Origin of the sequence: Shinella zoogloeoides, assembly GCF_003574625.1 — a bacterium.
GTDB classification, from domain to species: Bacteria; Pseudomonadota; Alphaproteobacteria; order Rhizobiales; family Rhizobiaceae; genus Shinella; species Shinella zoogloeoides_A.
The window spans coordinates 109,059-124,663 of record NZ_QNUJ01000012.1 but is presented as its reverse complement, the minus strand read 5'-3'; the positions used below and the strand labels follow the sequence as shown (position 1 = coordinate 124,663).

The following is a 15,605-nucleotide window of genomic DNA, read 5'->3' as shown; positions in this document are numbered from 1 at the left end:
CAAGTAAGGCGGCCGACCACGGAGAGCTTATGGCGCCGCCATTCTCGCTGATCACCGCGTGGTCGTTGACCTGTTGACGAATTTTCCAGCGATGCCATCTTTATAATGCTTCAGCGGTTGTCCAATCGTGGGGCATGATCCACCTGAGCGCGGGGGATTTTGTGTCGGGTCCGTGGGTTCCTCGCCATAAGGGCGAGATGGCACGATTGATCGGTTCGTTCGACTGGAGTCGAACAAATGTCGGCTCTCTTTGCGAGTGGCCGCCGTATCTCCGTTCCGCTGTCGATGTCATGCTCGGAGCAAACGTCCAGACCGTCCTCTTCTGGGGACCGCAATTCCTGGCCCTCTACAACGATGCCTATGCACCGACCATCGGCGACAAACATCCGCATGCGTTGGGCAAACCCGCATGTGAATATTGGGCCGAGTTGTGGACAGACCTTGAACCGCTTTTGAGGCGTGTTCTGGAGACCGGCGAGACCGTTTCGGCCAAGGACCGGCCGTTCTACATCGAGCGCGGGCGCGGGCCGGAGACGGTCTATTTCGACATCTCCTATTCTCCTGTCCACGGTGACGATGGTGCGGTCGCCGGAGTGTTCTGCATTGTCAACGAGACGACCGAGCTGAAACGTGCGCAGGACATTGAGCGCCAATTGGCTGCAATTATCGCCTCCACGGATGACGCGATTTTGAGTTCTGACCTCGACATGACGATCACCAGCTGGAATCGCGGTGCTGAACGGCTGTATGGCTATGGGGCCGATGAGATGATCGGCCGCTCGGTATTGTTGTTGATACCGGAGGATCGCAGCGACGAGGAGCACGAACTCTTCCGCAAAATTGGTCGCGGCGAACACGTCCCGCCTTATGAAACGAAGCGCCGGCGGCGTGACGGCACGTTTGTCGATGTGTCCCTTACCGTTTCTCCCATCTATGGCGGAGCGGGCGAGATTGTCGGAGCATCCAAGATCGCACGGGACATCACCGGGAAGAAGCAATTCGAGCGGTTTCAGGCGATGGCCATGGGCGAGCTCAAGCACCGGATCAAGAATATCCTGTCGACGGTGACGGCGATTGCTCGGCAGACATTTGTCAACGGTGAGGAGGAGCGGGCAGCTGCTAGGACCTTCGACGAGCGCCTGGCATCCCTGGCGCGCGCTCACGACGTTCTGACGAGCGGTAACTGGGAAGAGGCGGATTTGCGTGCCGTTATCGATACCGCTCTCCAACCCTATTCCCCCGATCGCTTCCAGATAAACGGGCCTGCGATCAGCGTGGGAGCCCATACGGTCACGGCGTTGACGCTTGCGTTCCATGAGTTGGCGACGAACGCCGCAAAATACGGTGCGCTTTCCCAAGATGGGGGACGGGTTTCGATAAACTGGCAGGAGGACCAAGACGCTTCTCGCTTCGTACTTTCCTGGAAGGAAGAGGGAGGGCCGAATGTTATCGCCCCAACTCATCGCGGCTTTGGCTCGAAGCTTATCGAGCGTCTCCTGGCATCCGAGCTTCGCGGTGAAGTGCGGTTGGAGTTTGCCCCTTCAGGCTTGATCTGCGAAGTGGACGCCGCCCGCCACGCCGAGGGAGCCGAAGCCTCGTAGTCTGCATGGCAAGCGTTCGCCGGAAGCGATAGTTCCCACCTTCGGTGGATATTCAACCGCTCATCTCCGTACAGGACCGTCCTGCCGATCAGGCAGCTTTGCAGATCGCCGGAACATTCCGCAACGCTCGCCGGTTCCCGCATACCGCACACGCCCTACGGAGACAGCGTTGCAACAGTCTAAACATCACAAGGGGAAAGCCCGATCCGACTACAATGCACGCTTCGCAAATCCAGACATGCGCAGGCGTCTGCAGTCGATGTATCGCATCGATCAGCCGAACACGGCATTTGAGGATTTGCTCAAGCGGCTCGACGAGGCGGGCGCCCGCGCGGAAGAAGAAGCGGAAGCATCACAAGGGGTTCGTGGCGCAAGGCTTCCATAATCCGATATAGTGATCCACTTGGCAAACGGTCCAACACGGACGAGATCCAACGGTGTGTTCGCTCGGGAACGCTCCGACCGAGATTTTCGGCAACCATGCAGGCTGTGTAAACTAAGTCGTATTCAGGCGACAAATCGTGGTAAGCGCTGGTCGAACAAGAACAGGAGTTTCATCGTGAGCGAACCGACCGTGGCGGAAGCAACAGCCCGTGTTTATCAATCGCTTGAGGCTGATAATGCGGACATCGACCTGCACATCGCGGCTCTCAAGGCGGCGTTGACGCGGGAGGGTTTGAAGGAGGCTGTATTCGAACCGGCTAGGCTGCCGCATGGCAATCGTTCCGGCAGAAAGCTGATGCAGGCCTACTTCCGCCAGCGCGGCGTGACGGTAAAGTTCTCGGCCTCGTGAAGCTCAATATGGCGTCGCGCGAGAAGGAACAAACCGCCGTACGTGTAACGAGGCCCCGCGCGAGAGCATGGGCCGCGTCAGCACTTCTGTGTCATTCGATAGGGTTCGGCGTTGCCCATGCCGAAGACCTGTCGGCCGGGCAGGACACGTTCGAGCTAACGCCACGGTTCCTGGAACAGCTTGTGGAGTGCCGTGCGCCCCGCGAGGTCCTTGGCGAGGTTGGAATGGCACTTTTCATGGGAGGAGCGGTGCCGGCGTGGCTCACACCTGTCGATGATGACAGCCACGATCGAATGATGGGGCTGGAAACCTTCGATCTCAAGGAGCCGATCACGGTGTTTGGCGCGCCGACAACCCGAATCTCGTTCCTCCAGGAATGGGTCGTGACGGAGCGGGATTACGGCGCCGCCCTCGCCACCATCCAGAAGGAGGGCATGAAGCGCGCGCCGATCAAGTTGACCGAGCAATATTATCGCTTCGTCGATCCCGAGGCCGGCCCGATGATCGGCGCCTTCGCTCCTACCGACGATGCGCTGGCCATGCTGCTGGGCATGCCGGTCGAGACCGCCAAGCCCAGGACGATGTTCGTCGGTTGCAACTACACAGTCGCTTCGCAAGATGAGTTCCTCGATGCGGCCAGCAAAGCCGACGCCATTGCCGGTGCCGCGGTACAAGACATTGAGGGCGCGCTGGAAGGCGAGCAGTAAGCCGCTGTCATGCGTTCAGGCTGGTGCCTTCCCTCAGAGAAAGCGCTGGTCATATCCCGTCGAGGACCAGAACGTCTCTTCTATCGGCTTAATTTTGGGATAGCTCTCTGTCGGCCTAAGGCGTTGACGGCCGTGGCGATGTTAATGCTCGTCCTGGTGGCCCGCTGGATAAGTTGATAGCCGGTCCCGAGTGGCCGGTTCGACTCCCATCAAGAACCCCGATGTGGGCAAACCCACCTTGAAACGGCTAGGGAATTGCTTACCTGTGATGCGATTGTGGGAGGCACCAATGGATCACTTGTTCGTCAAAACGGCATTCCAGCCCGAGGAGCTGAGCGATCTCAAGTTGCTGTTCGATGACATCACATCGCAGCCCTGGTTCGATCCGTCCGACGGCGCAAAGGAGGCTTTCGCCAGGTATCTCATCGAAACGTTCCCGTCTGGCGCCTTTGATGCCCGGAAACATCGCTCGGTCGTCGAAGCGTCGGCGCGAATGTTCTACAGCAGCGACACGGCCGCATAAGGCAAAGCCCGATAGAGACCGAGACAGAATCGAGGAAATCGGCCCGGGAGCCACCTCGTATAGCTCGACCGGGCCTTGGCGCTCGATGGTTCAAGCACTTTGGTACTCTGCCAGAGGTGCGTGCCGATGTGAATCCAGATTCGTCCGCTCATATGAGCCGGTCTGTTGGCTCACCATTGATGGTCGGGATCGACCATGAAAGTCGGGACTTCAAAGTCCCTGCCGATGGCCGACCGCAGCAAATCGATGCAGCGTTTGCGCTCCTCCTCGATGCCGTCGACAATCATCATCACGGGATCTTTCTGGCCGCGCGCCAGATGGCGGGCCGCGATGTTCCATGCTGCACGCTCGGTGGTCGATGTAAAGACGCCCGACATATCGTCCAATCTGCTTCTCCTGCGGATCACTTGGCGGCGGAGAATGCTTCGACGTCCTTGCGCGAGCGTTGCCGTGGTCAGAGGGGTGACGCGGCAAGAAGTACGGCGACGGGCACACTGATGGCCGATAGCGTCAACGCCATGGCGGTCGCAAGTTTCACCAACTGCGCGCGCCGGGCGCGCCGCTCATCCCACTCATAGGCCATCCGTGTCCTCCTCGGCACCCGACCACACCATGTCAGGACCTCAGAGTCGAGTCTTGGCCGCTGCCCTGCAGGTTTCCGTCCTCGCCAATCGGGTTGGTCGACCGCAGGTCGTCCAAGCTGATTTGAAACGGTCCTGGCGCGATGCCGCCCTCGCGATCGAATTTTGCACTCGCGATCTCCTCGAGCAACTGCCGGTGTCGTTTCAGGAGGCCGACCGGGCCAACCGCGCTGCTGTCGAACGCCTGCAGCGTGCCTGCGAAGACGAAGACGTCGATCGTCTCTCCCTCGGATGTCAGCATTTGCCAGAACAATCCGAGTTCCTTTGGCGCGGGTGCGCCGGTCTTTCTGATCAGGGGCATGTAAAGTCCTGCGTGCATTTCGACGATGGGGAGATCCTCGACAGCGGGGGCTGCCGCGAAATCTCCCCGGCTCATCTGCTTGAGTCGGATGAGCGCAGGTGATGTGGAGCGCCTATGACGAAAGTCAAATCTTTTGCCGGCGATCATGCGCCCACCCGCCTTACCTCGACACTTGGTCACGGGTCGCCCTCTTCATAGCGTCACGCTGCGCACACGACGGAACAAGCTTGCCGCGCCTGTGTTCTCCATTGCGGCTCAAACAAAGGGATTTCAGATGACCAATTTCCGCGCGAAGGGATTCGACAGTCCGTCACAGTTACGCGAGCATCTCATCGAGCTCGAGGAAGAGAGTCCAGCCGAGGATCCGAGCACGGCGAGGGCCGACCGCTCCGCCGAGCGAGAGATCGCGGCCTTGCGGAAGGAGGTCGAGAATCTACGAGCGCGATTGTCGGCGATCCGGAAAGAGGCTGAAGGTATCGATGCGCCATCGTCGCGGGGTGAACGTCACCCATGGATGCGGATAGCCACGACTGTCGCGATGACCTACCTCCTTGGGCGGCTGGTGCAGCGCCTTCGGCTCGGCGCGTCGGGCGCGGCGGCTGTGCCGATTATTGCGGCGCAGGTCGACCGCAGGATCTGGTGAGGACGGTCATGGCGGCTGACAAGCTTTCGACCTACAGGAAGAAGCGGGACTTCAATCAGACGCAGGAGCCGAGTGGCTCGGCGGCCGTTAAATCCTCGAACCGGCTGCGGTTTATCATCCAGAAGCATGATGCCACGCGCTTGCACTACGATCTCCGCCTCGAACTCGACGGCGTCTTCAAATCCTGGGCCGTGACCAGGGGGCCGTCGCTCGATCCGCATGACAAGCGGCTGGCTGTCGAGGTCGAGGATCATCCGCTAGACTACGGCGACTTCGAGGGGACCATTCCAAAAGGCCAATACGGCGGCGGCACGGTCATGCTGTGGGATCGCGGCTACTGGGAGCCTGAAGGCAACAAGTCTCCGGAAGAGGCTCTGAAGAAGGGGGATTTCAAATTCGTGCTCCATGGCAAGCGCTTGCATGGCAGCTTCGTTCTGGTGCGCATGCGCAATGATCGCGACGGCGGCAAACGGACCAACTGGCTGCTGATCAAGCACCACGACGAGCATTCCGTCGACGAGAACGGCGCGGCCATCCTGGAGGAGAACCTGACCTCGGTCGCATCCGGCCGGAAGATGGAAGAGATCGCCGCCGGCAAGGGGCGGAAGCCGGTAGCGTTCATGACGGCAGGGGGCGACGTCGAGGCCGACGCGGTCTGGGACAGCAAGCACGGCCTTGCGGCTGACGAGCGCAAGAAGAAGACGCGCAAGAACCAGGCGACAACGACGGAAGCCGATCTGCCGGACTTCATTCCTCCGCAGCTCTGTGAAACGCTCGAACGCCCGCCGGCCGGCGACAAGTGGCTGCATGAGATCAAGTTCGACGGCTATCGAATTCAGATGCGTGTCGTCGGCGGCGATGTGACGCTCAAAACCCGCAAGGGCCTGGACTGGACGGCGAAATATCCGGAGATTGCGAAGGCCGCTGCATCGCTGCCGGATTGTATCGTCGACGGTGAGATCTGCGCGCTCGATGACAATGGCGCCCCGGATTTCGCGGCCTTGCAGGCGGCGCTGTCGGAGCGCAACACCGGCAACCTGGTCTATTTCGCATTCGACCTCCTGTTCGATGGAGGGGAGGACCTGCGCGACAAGCCTCTGGTCGACCGGAAAGCCCGGCTGCAGGAAATGCTCGCGAACGCGACCGAAGATCCGCATCTGCGCTTTGTCGAGCATTTTGAGACCGGCGGCGACGCCGTGCTTCGCTCCGCTTGCAAGCTCTCGCTCGAAGGCATCGTTTCGAAACAGGCGGATGCGCGTTATCAATCCGGCCGGACCGACACCTGGGCGAAATCGAAATGCCGCGCGGGGCACGAAGTCGTCATCGGCGGCTATGCCAAGACGAACGGCAAATTTCGCTCCCTGCTGGTCGGCGTTAACAGGGGTGAGCATTTCGTCTATGTCGGCCGCGTCGGCACGGGCTATGGCGCCAAGAAGGTCGAGACGCTGCTGCCCAAGCTCAAAGCCGCCGAGGCGGAGAAATCCCCCTTCACGGGGATAGGCGCGCCGAAGAAGGAGAAGGAAGTCGTCTGGCTGAAACCCGAGCTTGTCGCCGAGATCGAATTCGCCGGCTGGACCGCGGACGGTCTGGTTCGCCAAGCCGCGTTCAAGGGCCTGCGGGAAGACAAACCGGCGGGGGAAGTCGAGGCCGAAAAGCCGGCCTCGCCGGCAAGGACCGAAACGCCGGAGCCGGCCGTGGCCGTGCAGGCGAAGCCCGCGCGCCGTAAAGGGGCGAAGGCCGAAGTCATGGGCGTGCTCATCTCCAATCCGGACAAGCCTTTGTGGCCGGACGCCGGCGACGGCAAGCCTGTGACCAAGGAAGACCTGGCCCGCTATCACGAAGCTATGGGCTCGTGGCTCATCGAGCATGTGAAGGGCCGGCCGTGCTCGGTCATCCGCGCACCGGATGGCATCGGCGGCGAACAGTTCTTCCAGCGCCACGCTATGCCCGGCACCTCGAACCTGCTGGAACTGGTCAAGGTCTTCGGTGACAAGAAGCCCTATCTGCAGGTCGACCGTGTCGAAGGCCTCGTCGCCATCGCGCAGATCGGCGGCATCGAACTTCACCCGTGGAACTGCGAACCAGGGAAACCCGAAGTGCCGGGCCGACTCGTATTCGACCTCGACCCCGGCCCGGACGTGCCGTTCTCGGTCGTGGTTGCTGCCGCCCGCGAGATGCGCGACCGTCTGGACGATCTCGGACTCATCAGTTTTTGCAAGACGACCGGCGGCAAGGGGCTGCATGTCGTGACGCCGCTCGCGGTCAACGCACGCAAGCCGCTCTCATGGGCCGACGCCAAGGGCTTTGCCCACGACGTCTGCCAGGGGATGGCGCGCGACAATCCCGACCTCTATCTCATCAAGATGACCAAGAGCCTGCGGGAAGGGCGCATCTTCCTCGACTATCTGCGCAACGACCGCATGGCGACGGCGGTGGCGCCGCTGTCACCCCGGGCGCGGCCCGGCGCCACGGTATCGATGCCGCTCAACTGGACGCAGGTCAAATCCGACCTCGATCCGAAGCGGTTCACGGTTCGGACCGTGCCGGCGCTGCTGGCGAAGACGAGTGCCTGGGAGGATTATCGCGAAGGCCAGCGCCCTCTGGAACAGGCGATCAAGCGGCTCGGCAAGCACAAGGCGGCCGCATGACCTTTGAACGGACGAGCGTCGGGGCCACATAGGAAGAATGAGGAAGCACGATCTCCACATCGAGAAGCTGGCGCGCCTCCGGCGAATCCGCGGGTTGGCGCGGCTAATGGACACCGCGCTTCGCGTTCCCGGCACGCGGATTTCGCTCGGGGCGGACTCTGTTCTCGGCCTGATCCCGGGCATCGGCGATTTCGCTGCGGCGGCTGTCAGCCTCGTCATCGTCAATGAGGCGCGCCGTCTCGGTGTGCCGAACGACAAGCATCGTCAAGATGCTGGTCAATGTCGGCTTCGATACGGTCGCGGGCAGCGTGCCAGTGCTTGGCGACGTCTTCGACGTCTATTTCAAGTCAAACCGCCGGAATTTGCAGCTGGTGCTGGATCACTTCGGTCTCGACCATGCCGACCTTGACCGGCGACGATAGTCACTTGCCGACGGCGGAGGCTTCCATCTCGAATACCGCGGCATTATCCTGGACTTCGCGCAGGCCCTTGTAGGAGGCGTGGCGCAGATTGCCGTCGTCGGTCCAGCCGCGGAATTCGATCTCTGCGATGAGCGTCGGTAGCGCGAACACGTAGTTCTTGCCCTTCAGCGGCACAGCCGGTTTCTTCGTCTTCAGCTTGTCCAGCGTCTTGCGCAGATATTCGGCGTCCTTCGTCTTGAAGCCCGTTCCGACCGAGCCGACCGACACCCAGGTGTCGCCGCGCCGAGCCGCGAGCAGCAAGCTGCCGATCCCGCTCCGCGCCGCGGCAGATTGTTCGTAGCCGACGATCATGAAGCTCTCGCTCTGAACGCACTTGATCTTGATCCAGTCACCCGTGCGGCCGGAGCGATAAGGTCGGTCGCGATGCTTGGCGATGATGCCTTCAAGGCCGAGCGAGCAGGCCTTCGCCAACAGCTCGGCGCCATCATCGTGGGCCTCTTCTGACAACTGCACCGCGCCGGTGGCGCCGTCGAGGAAATCCGAGAGCAGATGCCGCCGGACGTCGAGTTCCGTCTTGGTAAGGTCATGACCATCGAAATAGAGCAGGTCGAACGCGAAAAAGATGGCCTCGGTGGAAGCGCGCTTCCCGCCGCGGCCGCCGAGCGAACGCTGCAGCGCCCCGAAATCAGCGTGCCCTTGCTTGGTGAGGACCACGGCTTCGCCGTCGAGAATGGCGGTTCCGACGCCGAGCTTCTTCGCGGCTTCGGCGATAGTCGGAAAGCGGTGAGTCCAGTCATGACCGCCGCGCGTTATGATGCGCACCCCTTTCGGCTCGATGTGGATGGCGAGGCGATAGCCGTCCCATTTGTTTTCGAACAGCCAGTCCGGTCCTTCGGGCGGCCCCGGCCGGAGAAGGGCGAGGCATGGCTCGACGCGGTCGGGCATCGGATCGAACGGGAGGCTCGGCTGCGCGGGATTGCGTTTGCGCACCGGGCGCGACTGCAGCGCCGTGCCGGAGTCGTCGAGCAGGGGGATGGCAGATCGGCGCTTCACTTTCATGGAGATCCATCACGCGTGCGAGAGGAAACAGACATAGGCGACCCATGCGACGATTTCAGGAGGCGCGCTTACCTTTTTCGCCGGCGAGGCTCTTGCGCAGCGCATCCATGATATCGATGACGTTGCCGCCTGACGGCCGCTCTTCACCTTTGGCCTTGCCTTTCCTCGATGGCTTTAGCGCCTTCTTCTTTTTGGCGATGATGTCGAGCAGCGCGTCCTGAACGGGATCAGAGACCATGTCCGGCGACCACGTCTTCGTGTGCTGCTGGATGAACTTCTGAACCATGGGCACGAGGTCGGGATCGGACCTCGCGTCGATATCCTCGAAATAGGATTCCTCCGGCCGCACCTCGTCGCCGAAGCGCAATGACCAAAGCACGATGCCTTCGCCGCGCGGCTCCAGCACGACGGCCCGCTCGCGCCGGCCGATCACCAGACGTGACACGCCAAAGACCTTGTCCGACGCCATGGCGTCGCGGATGACGGCGAAGGCTTCGTGGCCAACCGGATCGTCGGGCACGAGATAATGCGGCTTTTCCAGATAAATCCATTCGATGCTGTCGCGCGGCACGAACTTGTCGATGTCGATCGTCTTCACCGTGTCGAGCGCCACCGCATCCAGCTCGTCGTCGGTGAGCAGGACATAGTCGTTCTCACCACGGGCATAGCCCTTCACCTCATCGTCGTCCTTCACCGGCTTGCGCGTGACGGCATCGACATATTGCGAGACGACGCGATTGCCGGTCTCCCTGTTCAAGGTGTGAAACCGGACCTTGTCGCTCTCCGACGTTGCCGGCGACATCGAGACGGGGCAGGTGACGAGCGAGAGCTTCAGATAGCCCTTCCAGTAGGGGCGGGGTGCCATGATCTATCTCCTCAACCGGCTTTGCGCTGTGCGGCCGCTGGGCTCCGCGCCTTCGACGCGGTGGCGCGGGCCGCCGGCTTGCGGCCGGTGCCCTTGTTGGCATTTGCGGCGGAGCGTTTCGGCGTGTCGTCATCGGCCTTCAGCATTTTGGCGCTTTCGCGCAAGGCGGCCAGAAGATCTTCGGGCTTGGACACCTTGACTTCCTTGCGCTTCGGGAGAGCCTTGCCCTCGATCTTGGCCTTCACCAGTTCAGCGACGGCAGTCTCGTATCGATCGTCGAACGCCGCCGGATCGAAGGTGCCCTTCTTGGTGGCGATGATGTGCTTGGCGAGATCCAGCATTTCGCCCTTGATGCGCAGCTTCGGTATCTCCTCGAATGCCTTTTCCGAGGAGCGAACCTCATAGTCGTATTGCATGGTCGTGGCGATCAGGCCTTTGCCATGCGTGCGGATCAGGACGGTGCGCATGCGCCGGAACAAGACCGTGCGGGCGACCGCGGCGACCTTCGACTTCTCCATGGCGTCCCTGAGCGCGGTGAAGGCGTCCGACGAAACACGGTCAGTCGGCACGAGATAGTAGGGCTTGTCGAAATAGACGTCATCGACATCGGAGCAGGGGATGAAGGCCTCGATCGTCAGCGTCTTGTTGCTCTCCGGGATGGTTGCGGCGACCTCTTCGGGATCGATCATGATGTACTGGCCGTTCTCGATCTCGAAACCCTTTGTCTGGTCCTCGCGCTCGACCTCCTTGCCGGTATCGCTGTCGATGAAAACGCGGTTGACGCGATTGCCGGTCTTTTTGTTGATCGTGTGGAACGAGATGCGCTCGGACGTGCTGGCCGCCGTGTAGAGGCCGACACCGCAACTCACCTCGCCGAACTTGATGAAACCCTTCCACTGGGCACGATGACCGGCCATCTCGAAACTCCCGACTCGACGCAACCAAAGCGAGTCAAGCGAATCACATGCGAATTTGTTCCGAGTCGAAAAGAATCGGAAATCAATAACTTAGGCCTCTTCATCCTCACTTTTGACGAGTCTCGATCATGCCTTTGATTCGCTGCATCTTTTCGAGTTGGCGTGCGTTTCTTGGGCATCGCAACTGGAAGGCAATGGGATGGTCGACGGTGACGACATTGGCCAGGACGCCACGGAGGACGACGAGCGCGCCGCCGTCTCGTTTCCGTTCGACCAGATGACGGTACAGCGGTTTCGCGAAGCCTTTCCGCGCGCCCGCTGGAGCGACCGGCGGAAGGCGTGGCTCGTCCCTGGAACGACCGCGCGGCGGCGCATCGATCGCTGGATGGCAAGGGAAGAGTCGCGTGTCGATCCCTATGCCGATGCGAAGGGCAGGGATGCGTTCGAGTTCGAGCCGATCCTCAGCCCCTATCTTGGCGTTGACAGAGAAGGGTTTCGCATCAAGACGCCCTATTCGCGCAAGCTGGTCGAGGAAATCCGCCAAGTGCCCTTCGCCCGTTGGGATGGCGGCAACAAGGTCTGGCGGGTGCCTTTCGCCTCCTATGAGGATCTCGTTGATCGCTGGCAGGTCATCGAGACGGAAGCACAGCGATGCGAGCCTGAAGAAAGGCGCAAGCGCGCCGGGGCGCGTAGAGGGACGGACGAGGAGAGGACCTCTCGCCTGCGGGCGGCCGAACGCAAGCGCCGGCGCATCCCGCTTCCCGCTGATGATCTGCCCCCGCTGGATCGGCCGATTGCGACGACGGCCTACGGGATTGTCGTCGTGAGCGACAGCAACGGCGAACTGGTCGAGCGCGAAGAGATCGCCGAACTCTATCCGGGTCTTCTCGGGGACCAAGTTTGGGCCACATGGCGAACTCCTTCGCTGGACGAATTTGTCCACACCTGGCCGTCGAAGGTCGAGCCGGGACAACAAGAACGCCGGCGTGGCTGGTGGCTACCGACCCTTGAGGAGTTGCGCGAGGCGCGTCGAACGGCGAGGGCGCGCGAGCGTCGGGCGACCCGACGCACTTCCGCCTGACCTCAATCCGATGGTGGCTCTATCTCGATGATGACGGGTGCATGGTCGCTGGTGTGCTCCCAGCCTCGTGGACCACGCCGGACGCTTGCCTTCCGAAGCCAGGGCGCCAGCGTCGGGCTAAGGAGAAGATGGTCGATGCGCAGGCCCGCGTCGCGTTCGAAGGAATTCCGCCAGTATTTCCAGAAGGTATAGATCCGTTCCTTCGGATGCAGCTGACGGATGGCGTCGGTCCAGCCCTGGGCGACGAGATCGGCATAGGCCTTCCTGACCTCCGGTCGGAATAGCGCGTCGTCGCGCCAGCGCTCCGGTGCATAGACGTCGAGATCCGTCGGCATGACGTTGAAATCCCCGATCAGCGCCACCGGAAGGTCGAGCGACAGCAGGTCGGCCGCGTAGGTCTGCAGCCGCTCGAACCAGCGCAGCTTGTAGTCGAATTTGGGACCGGGCGCCGGATTGCCGTTCGGCAGGTAGATGCAGCCGACCAGGATGCCGTCGACTGCAGCCTCGATATAACGGCTGTGGGTGTCGTCGGGATCGCCGGGCAGGCCGCGGCGCGTCAGGATCGGGGTTGCGTCCCTGGCGAGGATCGCGACGCCGTTCCAGCTTTTCTGCCCATGCCACACGGCCTCGTATCCCATTCGCTGGAGGTCACGCCGGGGAAAGCGCTCGTCCGGCGACTTGAGCTCCTGCAAGCAGACAATGTCGGGCGCGTCTTCTTCCAGCCATCGTAGAAGGACGGGAAGCCGGCCGTTGATGCCGTTGACGTTGTAGGTGGCGATTTTCACGAAGCTGCTCCGGGCGCGGCGATGGTCCGAGGGAAAACCATCCCGGAATTTCAAAGGTTCCCTGCGCCGTCGAAGCTCCACGGACGTTTGCAGCAACTTGATCGCTCTGGGCGTCTTTCCCTGCCATTGCAAAGATTTTGAGCGCTCCTATCTGTGCTCAAGATCGTTGGAGACGGCCGCGATGAAGACAATTCCCATCGATACCCTTTTTGACGCCGCCGCCGAAATCATGCTGCCGCGCCGGTGCGACCACGCTGCCCGATCTACAGCTGCGTGCATCTGTTGCGGGCAGGCGGATCGGGCGATGGACGATGACGGCTGCGGTATCTGCGATGCCTGCCTCGATGCGCCGCTGCAGGCGACCGGCAATCCCGACGGTCTTGATTTCCCAGATGGCTTTCCCCATCTATCGCTCACTGCCCGTCATCGATGAACTGCCTGCAGCGACGATACCAGTCGCGCGTTCGCAGTCGTCCGGGTCAGAAGGGCGCTCCCCGAAAGGGTCGAGCGCCCTTCGTCATTTCGGGAAGGGGTCGCCGCAGGGTACGGTTACACGGATCGCCGCGAACGCCAAGTTCCAGCCTTGTCCATGACCAGCCGCCAGCGGCGCGCATCGACATCAGTACCGCGAGCCGTGCGATAGGACGGGACAGAAAGCTGAATGTCGTCGCCGTCCGGATGCCATTCTCCAATCATGGCGATCCCGTCTCCGAACTCCACAACACACATCCCTTCCGCAGCCTCCGCATCTTCGACGCGGACCTCGCCGCCGGGAAAGGCGTGACTATGCGGGAAGGAGAAGCGCATCAGCCGACTTGCTCCACGGAAAGGGAGCCGGCAGGCAGCGGCTTGATCAGCGATTTTGCCGAAACGGTCGAATCGAGCCAGTCCATCCACGCATCACGCTCGAGTATGACGATCTGGCGGTCGTGGTAAGGTGCGATATCGGGACCCGGCGCCATCGTGAGCATGGTAAAGGCCTCGCCGACCTCTTCGGTGGCGCGCCAGATGCCGGCGATGGCAAAGATCGGTTCCCCGACCTTCTGAAACAGCCACTTGTCCTTGCGTTTCTTGTCTTTCTCGATCGGATTCGTGAATTCGAAGAATCCGTCGCACAAAATCAAAGCCCTGTGCGAGCTGAAATCGCGGCCTTCCGACCGGAAATGGTAGACCGGATTCTTGCTCGGTCCCGGCCAGCTCCATCGCCGCTGGACAAGCTCGCCAACCCCGCGGTCGCCTTCGACCGAGCGAACGATGGGCGCCGTGTCGGTGATCCTGATATCCTCGCGCGCCTCGATGTTCGGCCTTCCCTCGGGAAAGCGGATATTGATCTTGAGATGCTCGAATTCCTCGATGACCGAGGCGAGTTCGACCATCAGCCTGTAATCGTTGCACATGGTACCTCCACGGTTCGGCCATATCGCGGCTTGGCAGTAACCTAGCGCAGGTGAGGCGGATTTCGATGAGGCCGGCCGCGCCAATCAATGACCACCTAGATCTCCAGCTGGAGCTGATCGTCCGGGCGGCGCTCGACATCATCGGCGAAGGATGACAGGGTCACGCCGAGGAGGCGGATCCCTTTCGCCGTCGGAAACAAGGGAGCAAGGACGGAGTGGACGGTCGCCACGATCTCGGCGACCGATCCGAACGGCGCGGCTTCGGTCTTGCTTCGCGTGATGATCTGGAAATCGGCATACTTCACCTTCAGGGTCACGGAGCGGCCGTGCAGATTCTTGGCCTCGCAGTGCCGCCAGACCTTATCGACGAGCGGAGTAATCTCGGCGCGGGCTGCATTCAGATCGAAGATATCCGTCATGAAGGTATCTTCAGCGCCGACGGACTTGCGCTCCCGATCCGGCCGGACCGGCCGATCGTCGATGCCGCGGGAGATGTCGTAGTACCAAGCACCCGACTTTCCGAAATGCTCTTGCAGGAAGGCAAGCGACTTTTCCCTGAGATCGGCGCCGGTCAGAATGCCGAGCCGTTCCATCTTCGCGGCGGTCGCAGGTCCCACACCATGGAATTTCTTGACGGCCAGTCCCTCAACAAAGGCAGGTCCATTGCGCGGCGTGATGACCGCCTGACCGTTGGGCTTGTTGAGGTCGGAGGCCATTTTTGCGAGGAACTTGCAATACGAAATACCGGCCGAGGCGTTGAGCCCGGTGACCTCCTTGATGCGAGCGCGGATCCTGGTGGCGATCTCCGTCGCGATCGGAATGCCCTGCTTGTTGGCCGTGACATCGAGATAGGCCTCGTCGAGCGACAAAGGCTCGATCAGGTCGGTATATTCTGCAAAAATCGCATGAATCTGCGCTGATACCGCACGATAGACGTCAAAGCGTGGAGTGACGAAGATCAGATCCGGGCAGCGACGCTTGGCGGTGATCGACGGGAGGGCGGAACGCACACCGAAAGCACGCGCCTCGTAGCTTGCCGCCGCCACAACGCCGCGGGCGGCCGAGCCGCCGACAGCAACCGGCTTGCCGCGCAATTCCGGATTGTCGCGCTGCTCGACCGAGGCGTAATAGGCATCCATGTCGATATGGATGATGCGCCGGACCTGGTCTTCGCGGTCCGGTTTCTGCACCTCTATCTCGGCCGACGTGACGGGCTGCATGG

The 15,605-nt window shown here is 61.6% G+C and carries 19 protein-coding genes and 1 pseudogene; 10 read left to right on the top strand and 10 right to left on the bottom strand.

Features of this window, described 5'->3' with window-relative positions:
* The first annotated feature begins 197 nt into the window (after window positions 1-197).
* The 5 genes from DSD28_RS21915 to DSD28_RS21900 all read left to right on the top strand — a co-directional run bounded on the left by DSD28_RS21915 (window position 198) and on the right by DSD28_RS21900 (window position 3,624).
* Window positions 198-1,601 (top strand): PAS domain S-box protein, encoded by a 1,404-nt coding sequence (locus DSD28_RS21915; protein WP_119258624.1) that lies wholly within the window; start codon window positions 198-200, stop codon window positions 1,599-1,601.
* 169 nt (window positions 1,602-1,770) lie between these two features.
* Window positions 1,771-1,986 carry a hypothetical protein gene (locus DSD28_RS26055; protein ID WP_162911510.1) on the top strand — a complete coding sequence of 72 codons (216 nt, stop codon included), beginning with the start codon at window positions 1,771-1,773 and terminating at the stop codon, window positions 1,984-1,986.
* A gap of 171 nt (window positions 1,987-2,157) precedes the next feature.
* Window positions 2,158-2,394, top strand: coding sequence for a hypothetical protein (locus tag DSD28_RS21910; RefSeq protein ID WP_119258623.1), 237 nt, complete (start codon window positions 2,158-2,160; stop codon window positions 2,392-2,394).
* 224 nt (window positions 2,395-2,618) lie between these two features.
* On the top strand, window positions 2,619-3,101 hold the full coding sequence (locus DSD28_RS21905) for a hypothetical protein (protein ID WP_162911508.1): 483 nt from the start codon (window positions 2,619-2,621) through the stop codon (window positions 3,099-3,101).
* Between the two features lie 289 nt (window positions 3,102-3,390).
* Entirely contained in the window at window positions 3,391-3,624 is a 234-nt protein-coding gene (locus DSD28_RS21900) for a hypothetical protein (RefSeq protein ID WP_119258556.1), read from the top strand.
* 170 nt (window positions 3,625-3,794) lie between these two features.
* Here the strand turns inward: DSD28_RS21900 and DSD28_RS21895 are convergent, their stop codons facing one another.
* From DSD28_RS21895 to DSD28_RS21890, 3 genes are all read right to left on the bottom strand, one after another.
* Complete coding sequence (locus DSD28_RS21895; RefSeq protein ID WP_162911507.1) at window positions 3,795-4,010, bottom strand: hypothetical protein; 216 nt, start codon at window positions 4,008-4,010, stop codon at window positions 3,795-3,797.
* Window positions 4,011-4,078: 68 nt separating this feature from the next.
* Entirely contained in the window at window positions 4,079-4,207 is a 129-nt protein-coding gene (locus tag DSD28_RS26410; RefSeq protein WP_281048112.1) for a hypothetical protein, read from the bottom strand.
* A 32-nt stretch (window positions 4,208-4,239) separates the two neighbouring features.
* Window positions 4,240-4,713, bottom strand: a complete 474-nt coding sequence (locus DSD28_RS21890; RefSeq protein WP_119258554.1) for a hypothetical protein — start codon at window positions 4,711-4,713, stop codon at window positions 4,240-4,242.
* Between the two features lie 127 nt (window positions 4,714-4,840).
* Here DSD28_RS21890 and DSD28_RS21885 point away from each other — a divergent pair, with 127 nt between their 5' ends.
* The 3 genes and pseudogenes from DSD28_RS21885 (at window position 4,841) to DSD28_RS21875 (ending at window position 8,279) form a co-directional block, all read left to right on the top strand.
* The gene (locus tag DSD28_RS21885) at window positions 4,841-5,209 is read left to right on the top strand and encodes a hypothetical protein (protein WP_162911506.1); all 369 of its coding nucleotides are present in this window, start codon (window positions 4,841-4,843) and stop codon (window positions 5,207-5,209) included.
* 8 nt (window positions 5,210-5,217) lie between these two features.
* Window positions 5,218-7,857 carry a DNA ligase D gene (gene ligD / locus DSD28_RS21880; protein ID WP_119258552.1) on the top strand — a complete coding sequence of 880 codons (2,640 nt, stop codon included), beginning with the start codon at window positions 5,218-5,220 and terminating at the stop codon, window positions 7,855-7,857.
* Between the two features lie 37 nt (window positions 7,858-7,894).
* Window positions 7,895-8,279, top strand: a pseudogene (locus DSD28_RS21875) (DUF4112 domain-containing protein).
* Here the strand turns inward: DSD28_RS21875 and ligD (DSD28_RS21870) are convergent.
* From ligD (DSD28_RS21870) to DSD28_RS21860, 3 genes are read right to left on the bottom strand one after another with little or no spacing between them, the layout of a single operon-like run.
* A complete protein-coding gene (gene ligD / locus DSD28_RS21870; protein WP_119258551.1) occupies window positions 8,280-9,338 on the bottom strand; it encodes a non-homologous end-joining DNA ligase in 1,059 nt (352 codons plus the stop codon). It lies immediately after the preceding pseudogene.
* Window positions 9,339-9,393: 55 nt separating this feature from the next.
* A complete protein-coding gene (locus DSD28_RS21865) occupies window positions 9,394-10,203 on the bottom strand; it encodes a Ku protein (protein ID WP_119258550.1) in 810 nt (269 codons plus the stop codon).
* An 11-nt stretch (window positions 10,204-10,214) separates the two neighbouring features.
* Window positions 10,215-11,120: a Ku protein gene (locus DSD28_RS21860; protein ID WP_119258549.1), complete on the bottom strand. Its 906-nt coding sequence runs from the start codon at window positions 11,118-11,120 to the stop codon at window positions 10,215-10,217.
* Window positions 11,121-11,319: 199 nt separating this feature from the next.
* Between DSD28_RS21860 and DSD28_RS21855 the strand changes: the two genes are divergently transcribed.
* Window positions 11,320-12,201, top strand: a complete 882-nt coding sequence (locus DSD28_RS21855; protein WP_119258548.1) for a hypothetical protein — start codon at window positions 11,320-11,322, stop codon at window positions 12,199-12,201.
* A gap of 2 nt (window positions 12,202-12,203) precedes the next feature.
* Here the strand turns inward: DSD28_RS21855 and xth are convergent, their stop codons facing one another.
* Window positions 12,204-12,986: an exodeoxyribonuclease III gene (xth, locus tag DSD28_RS21850; protein WP_119258622.1), complete on the bottom strand. Its 783-nt coding sequence runs from the start codon at window positions 12,984-12,986 to the stop codon at window positions 12,204-12,206.
* Between the two features lie 181 nt (window positions 12,987-13,167).
* Between xth and DSD28_RS26050 the strand changes: the two genes are divergently transcribed.
* Window positions 13,168-13,419 carry a hypothetical protein gene (locus DSD28_RS26050; RefSeq protein WP_162911505.1) on the top strand — a complete coding sequence of 84 codons (252 nt, stop codon included), beginning with the start codon at window positions 13,168-13,170 and terminating at the stop codon, window positions 13,417-13,419.
* Between the two features lie 116 nt (window positions 13,420-13,535).
* Here DSD28_RS26050 and DSD28_RS21845 read toward each other — a convergent pair whose 3' ends face one another.
* The 3 genes from DSD28_RS21845 to dinB all read right to left on the bottom strand — a co-directional run bounded on the left by DSD28_RS21845 (window position 13,536) and on the right by dinB (window position 15,603).
* Window positions 13,536-13,793 carry a hypothetical protein gene (locus DSD28_RS21845; protein WP_119258547.1) on the bottom strand — a complete coding sequence of 86 codons (258 nt, stop codon included), beginning with the start codon at window positions 13,791-13,793 and terminating at the stop codon, window positions 13,536-13,538.
* The gene (locus DSD28_RS21840; protein WP_119258546.1) at window positions 13,793-14,383 is read right to left on the bottom strand and encodes an SOS response-associated peptidase; all 591 of its coding nucleotides are present in this window, start codon (window positions 14,381-14,383) and stop codon (window positions 13,793-13,795) included. The genes DSD28_RS21845 and DSD28_RS21840 overlap by 1 nt, the downstream gene beginning before the upstream one ends.
* Window positions 14,384-14,478: 95 nt before the next feature.
* The gene (gene dinB / locus DSD28_RS21835; protein ID WP_119258545.1) at window positions 14,479-15,603 is read right to left on the bottom strand and encodes a DNA polymerase IV; all 1,125 of its coding nucleotides are present in this window, start codon (window positions 15,601-15,603) and stop codon (window positions 14,479-14,481) included.
* Window positions 15,604-15,605: the final 2 nt, after the last annotated feature.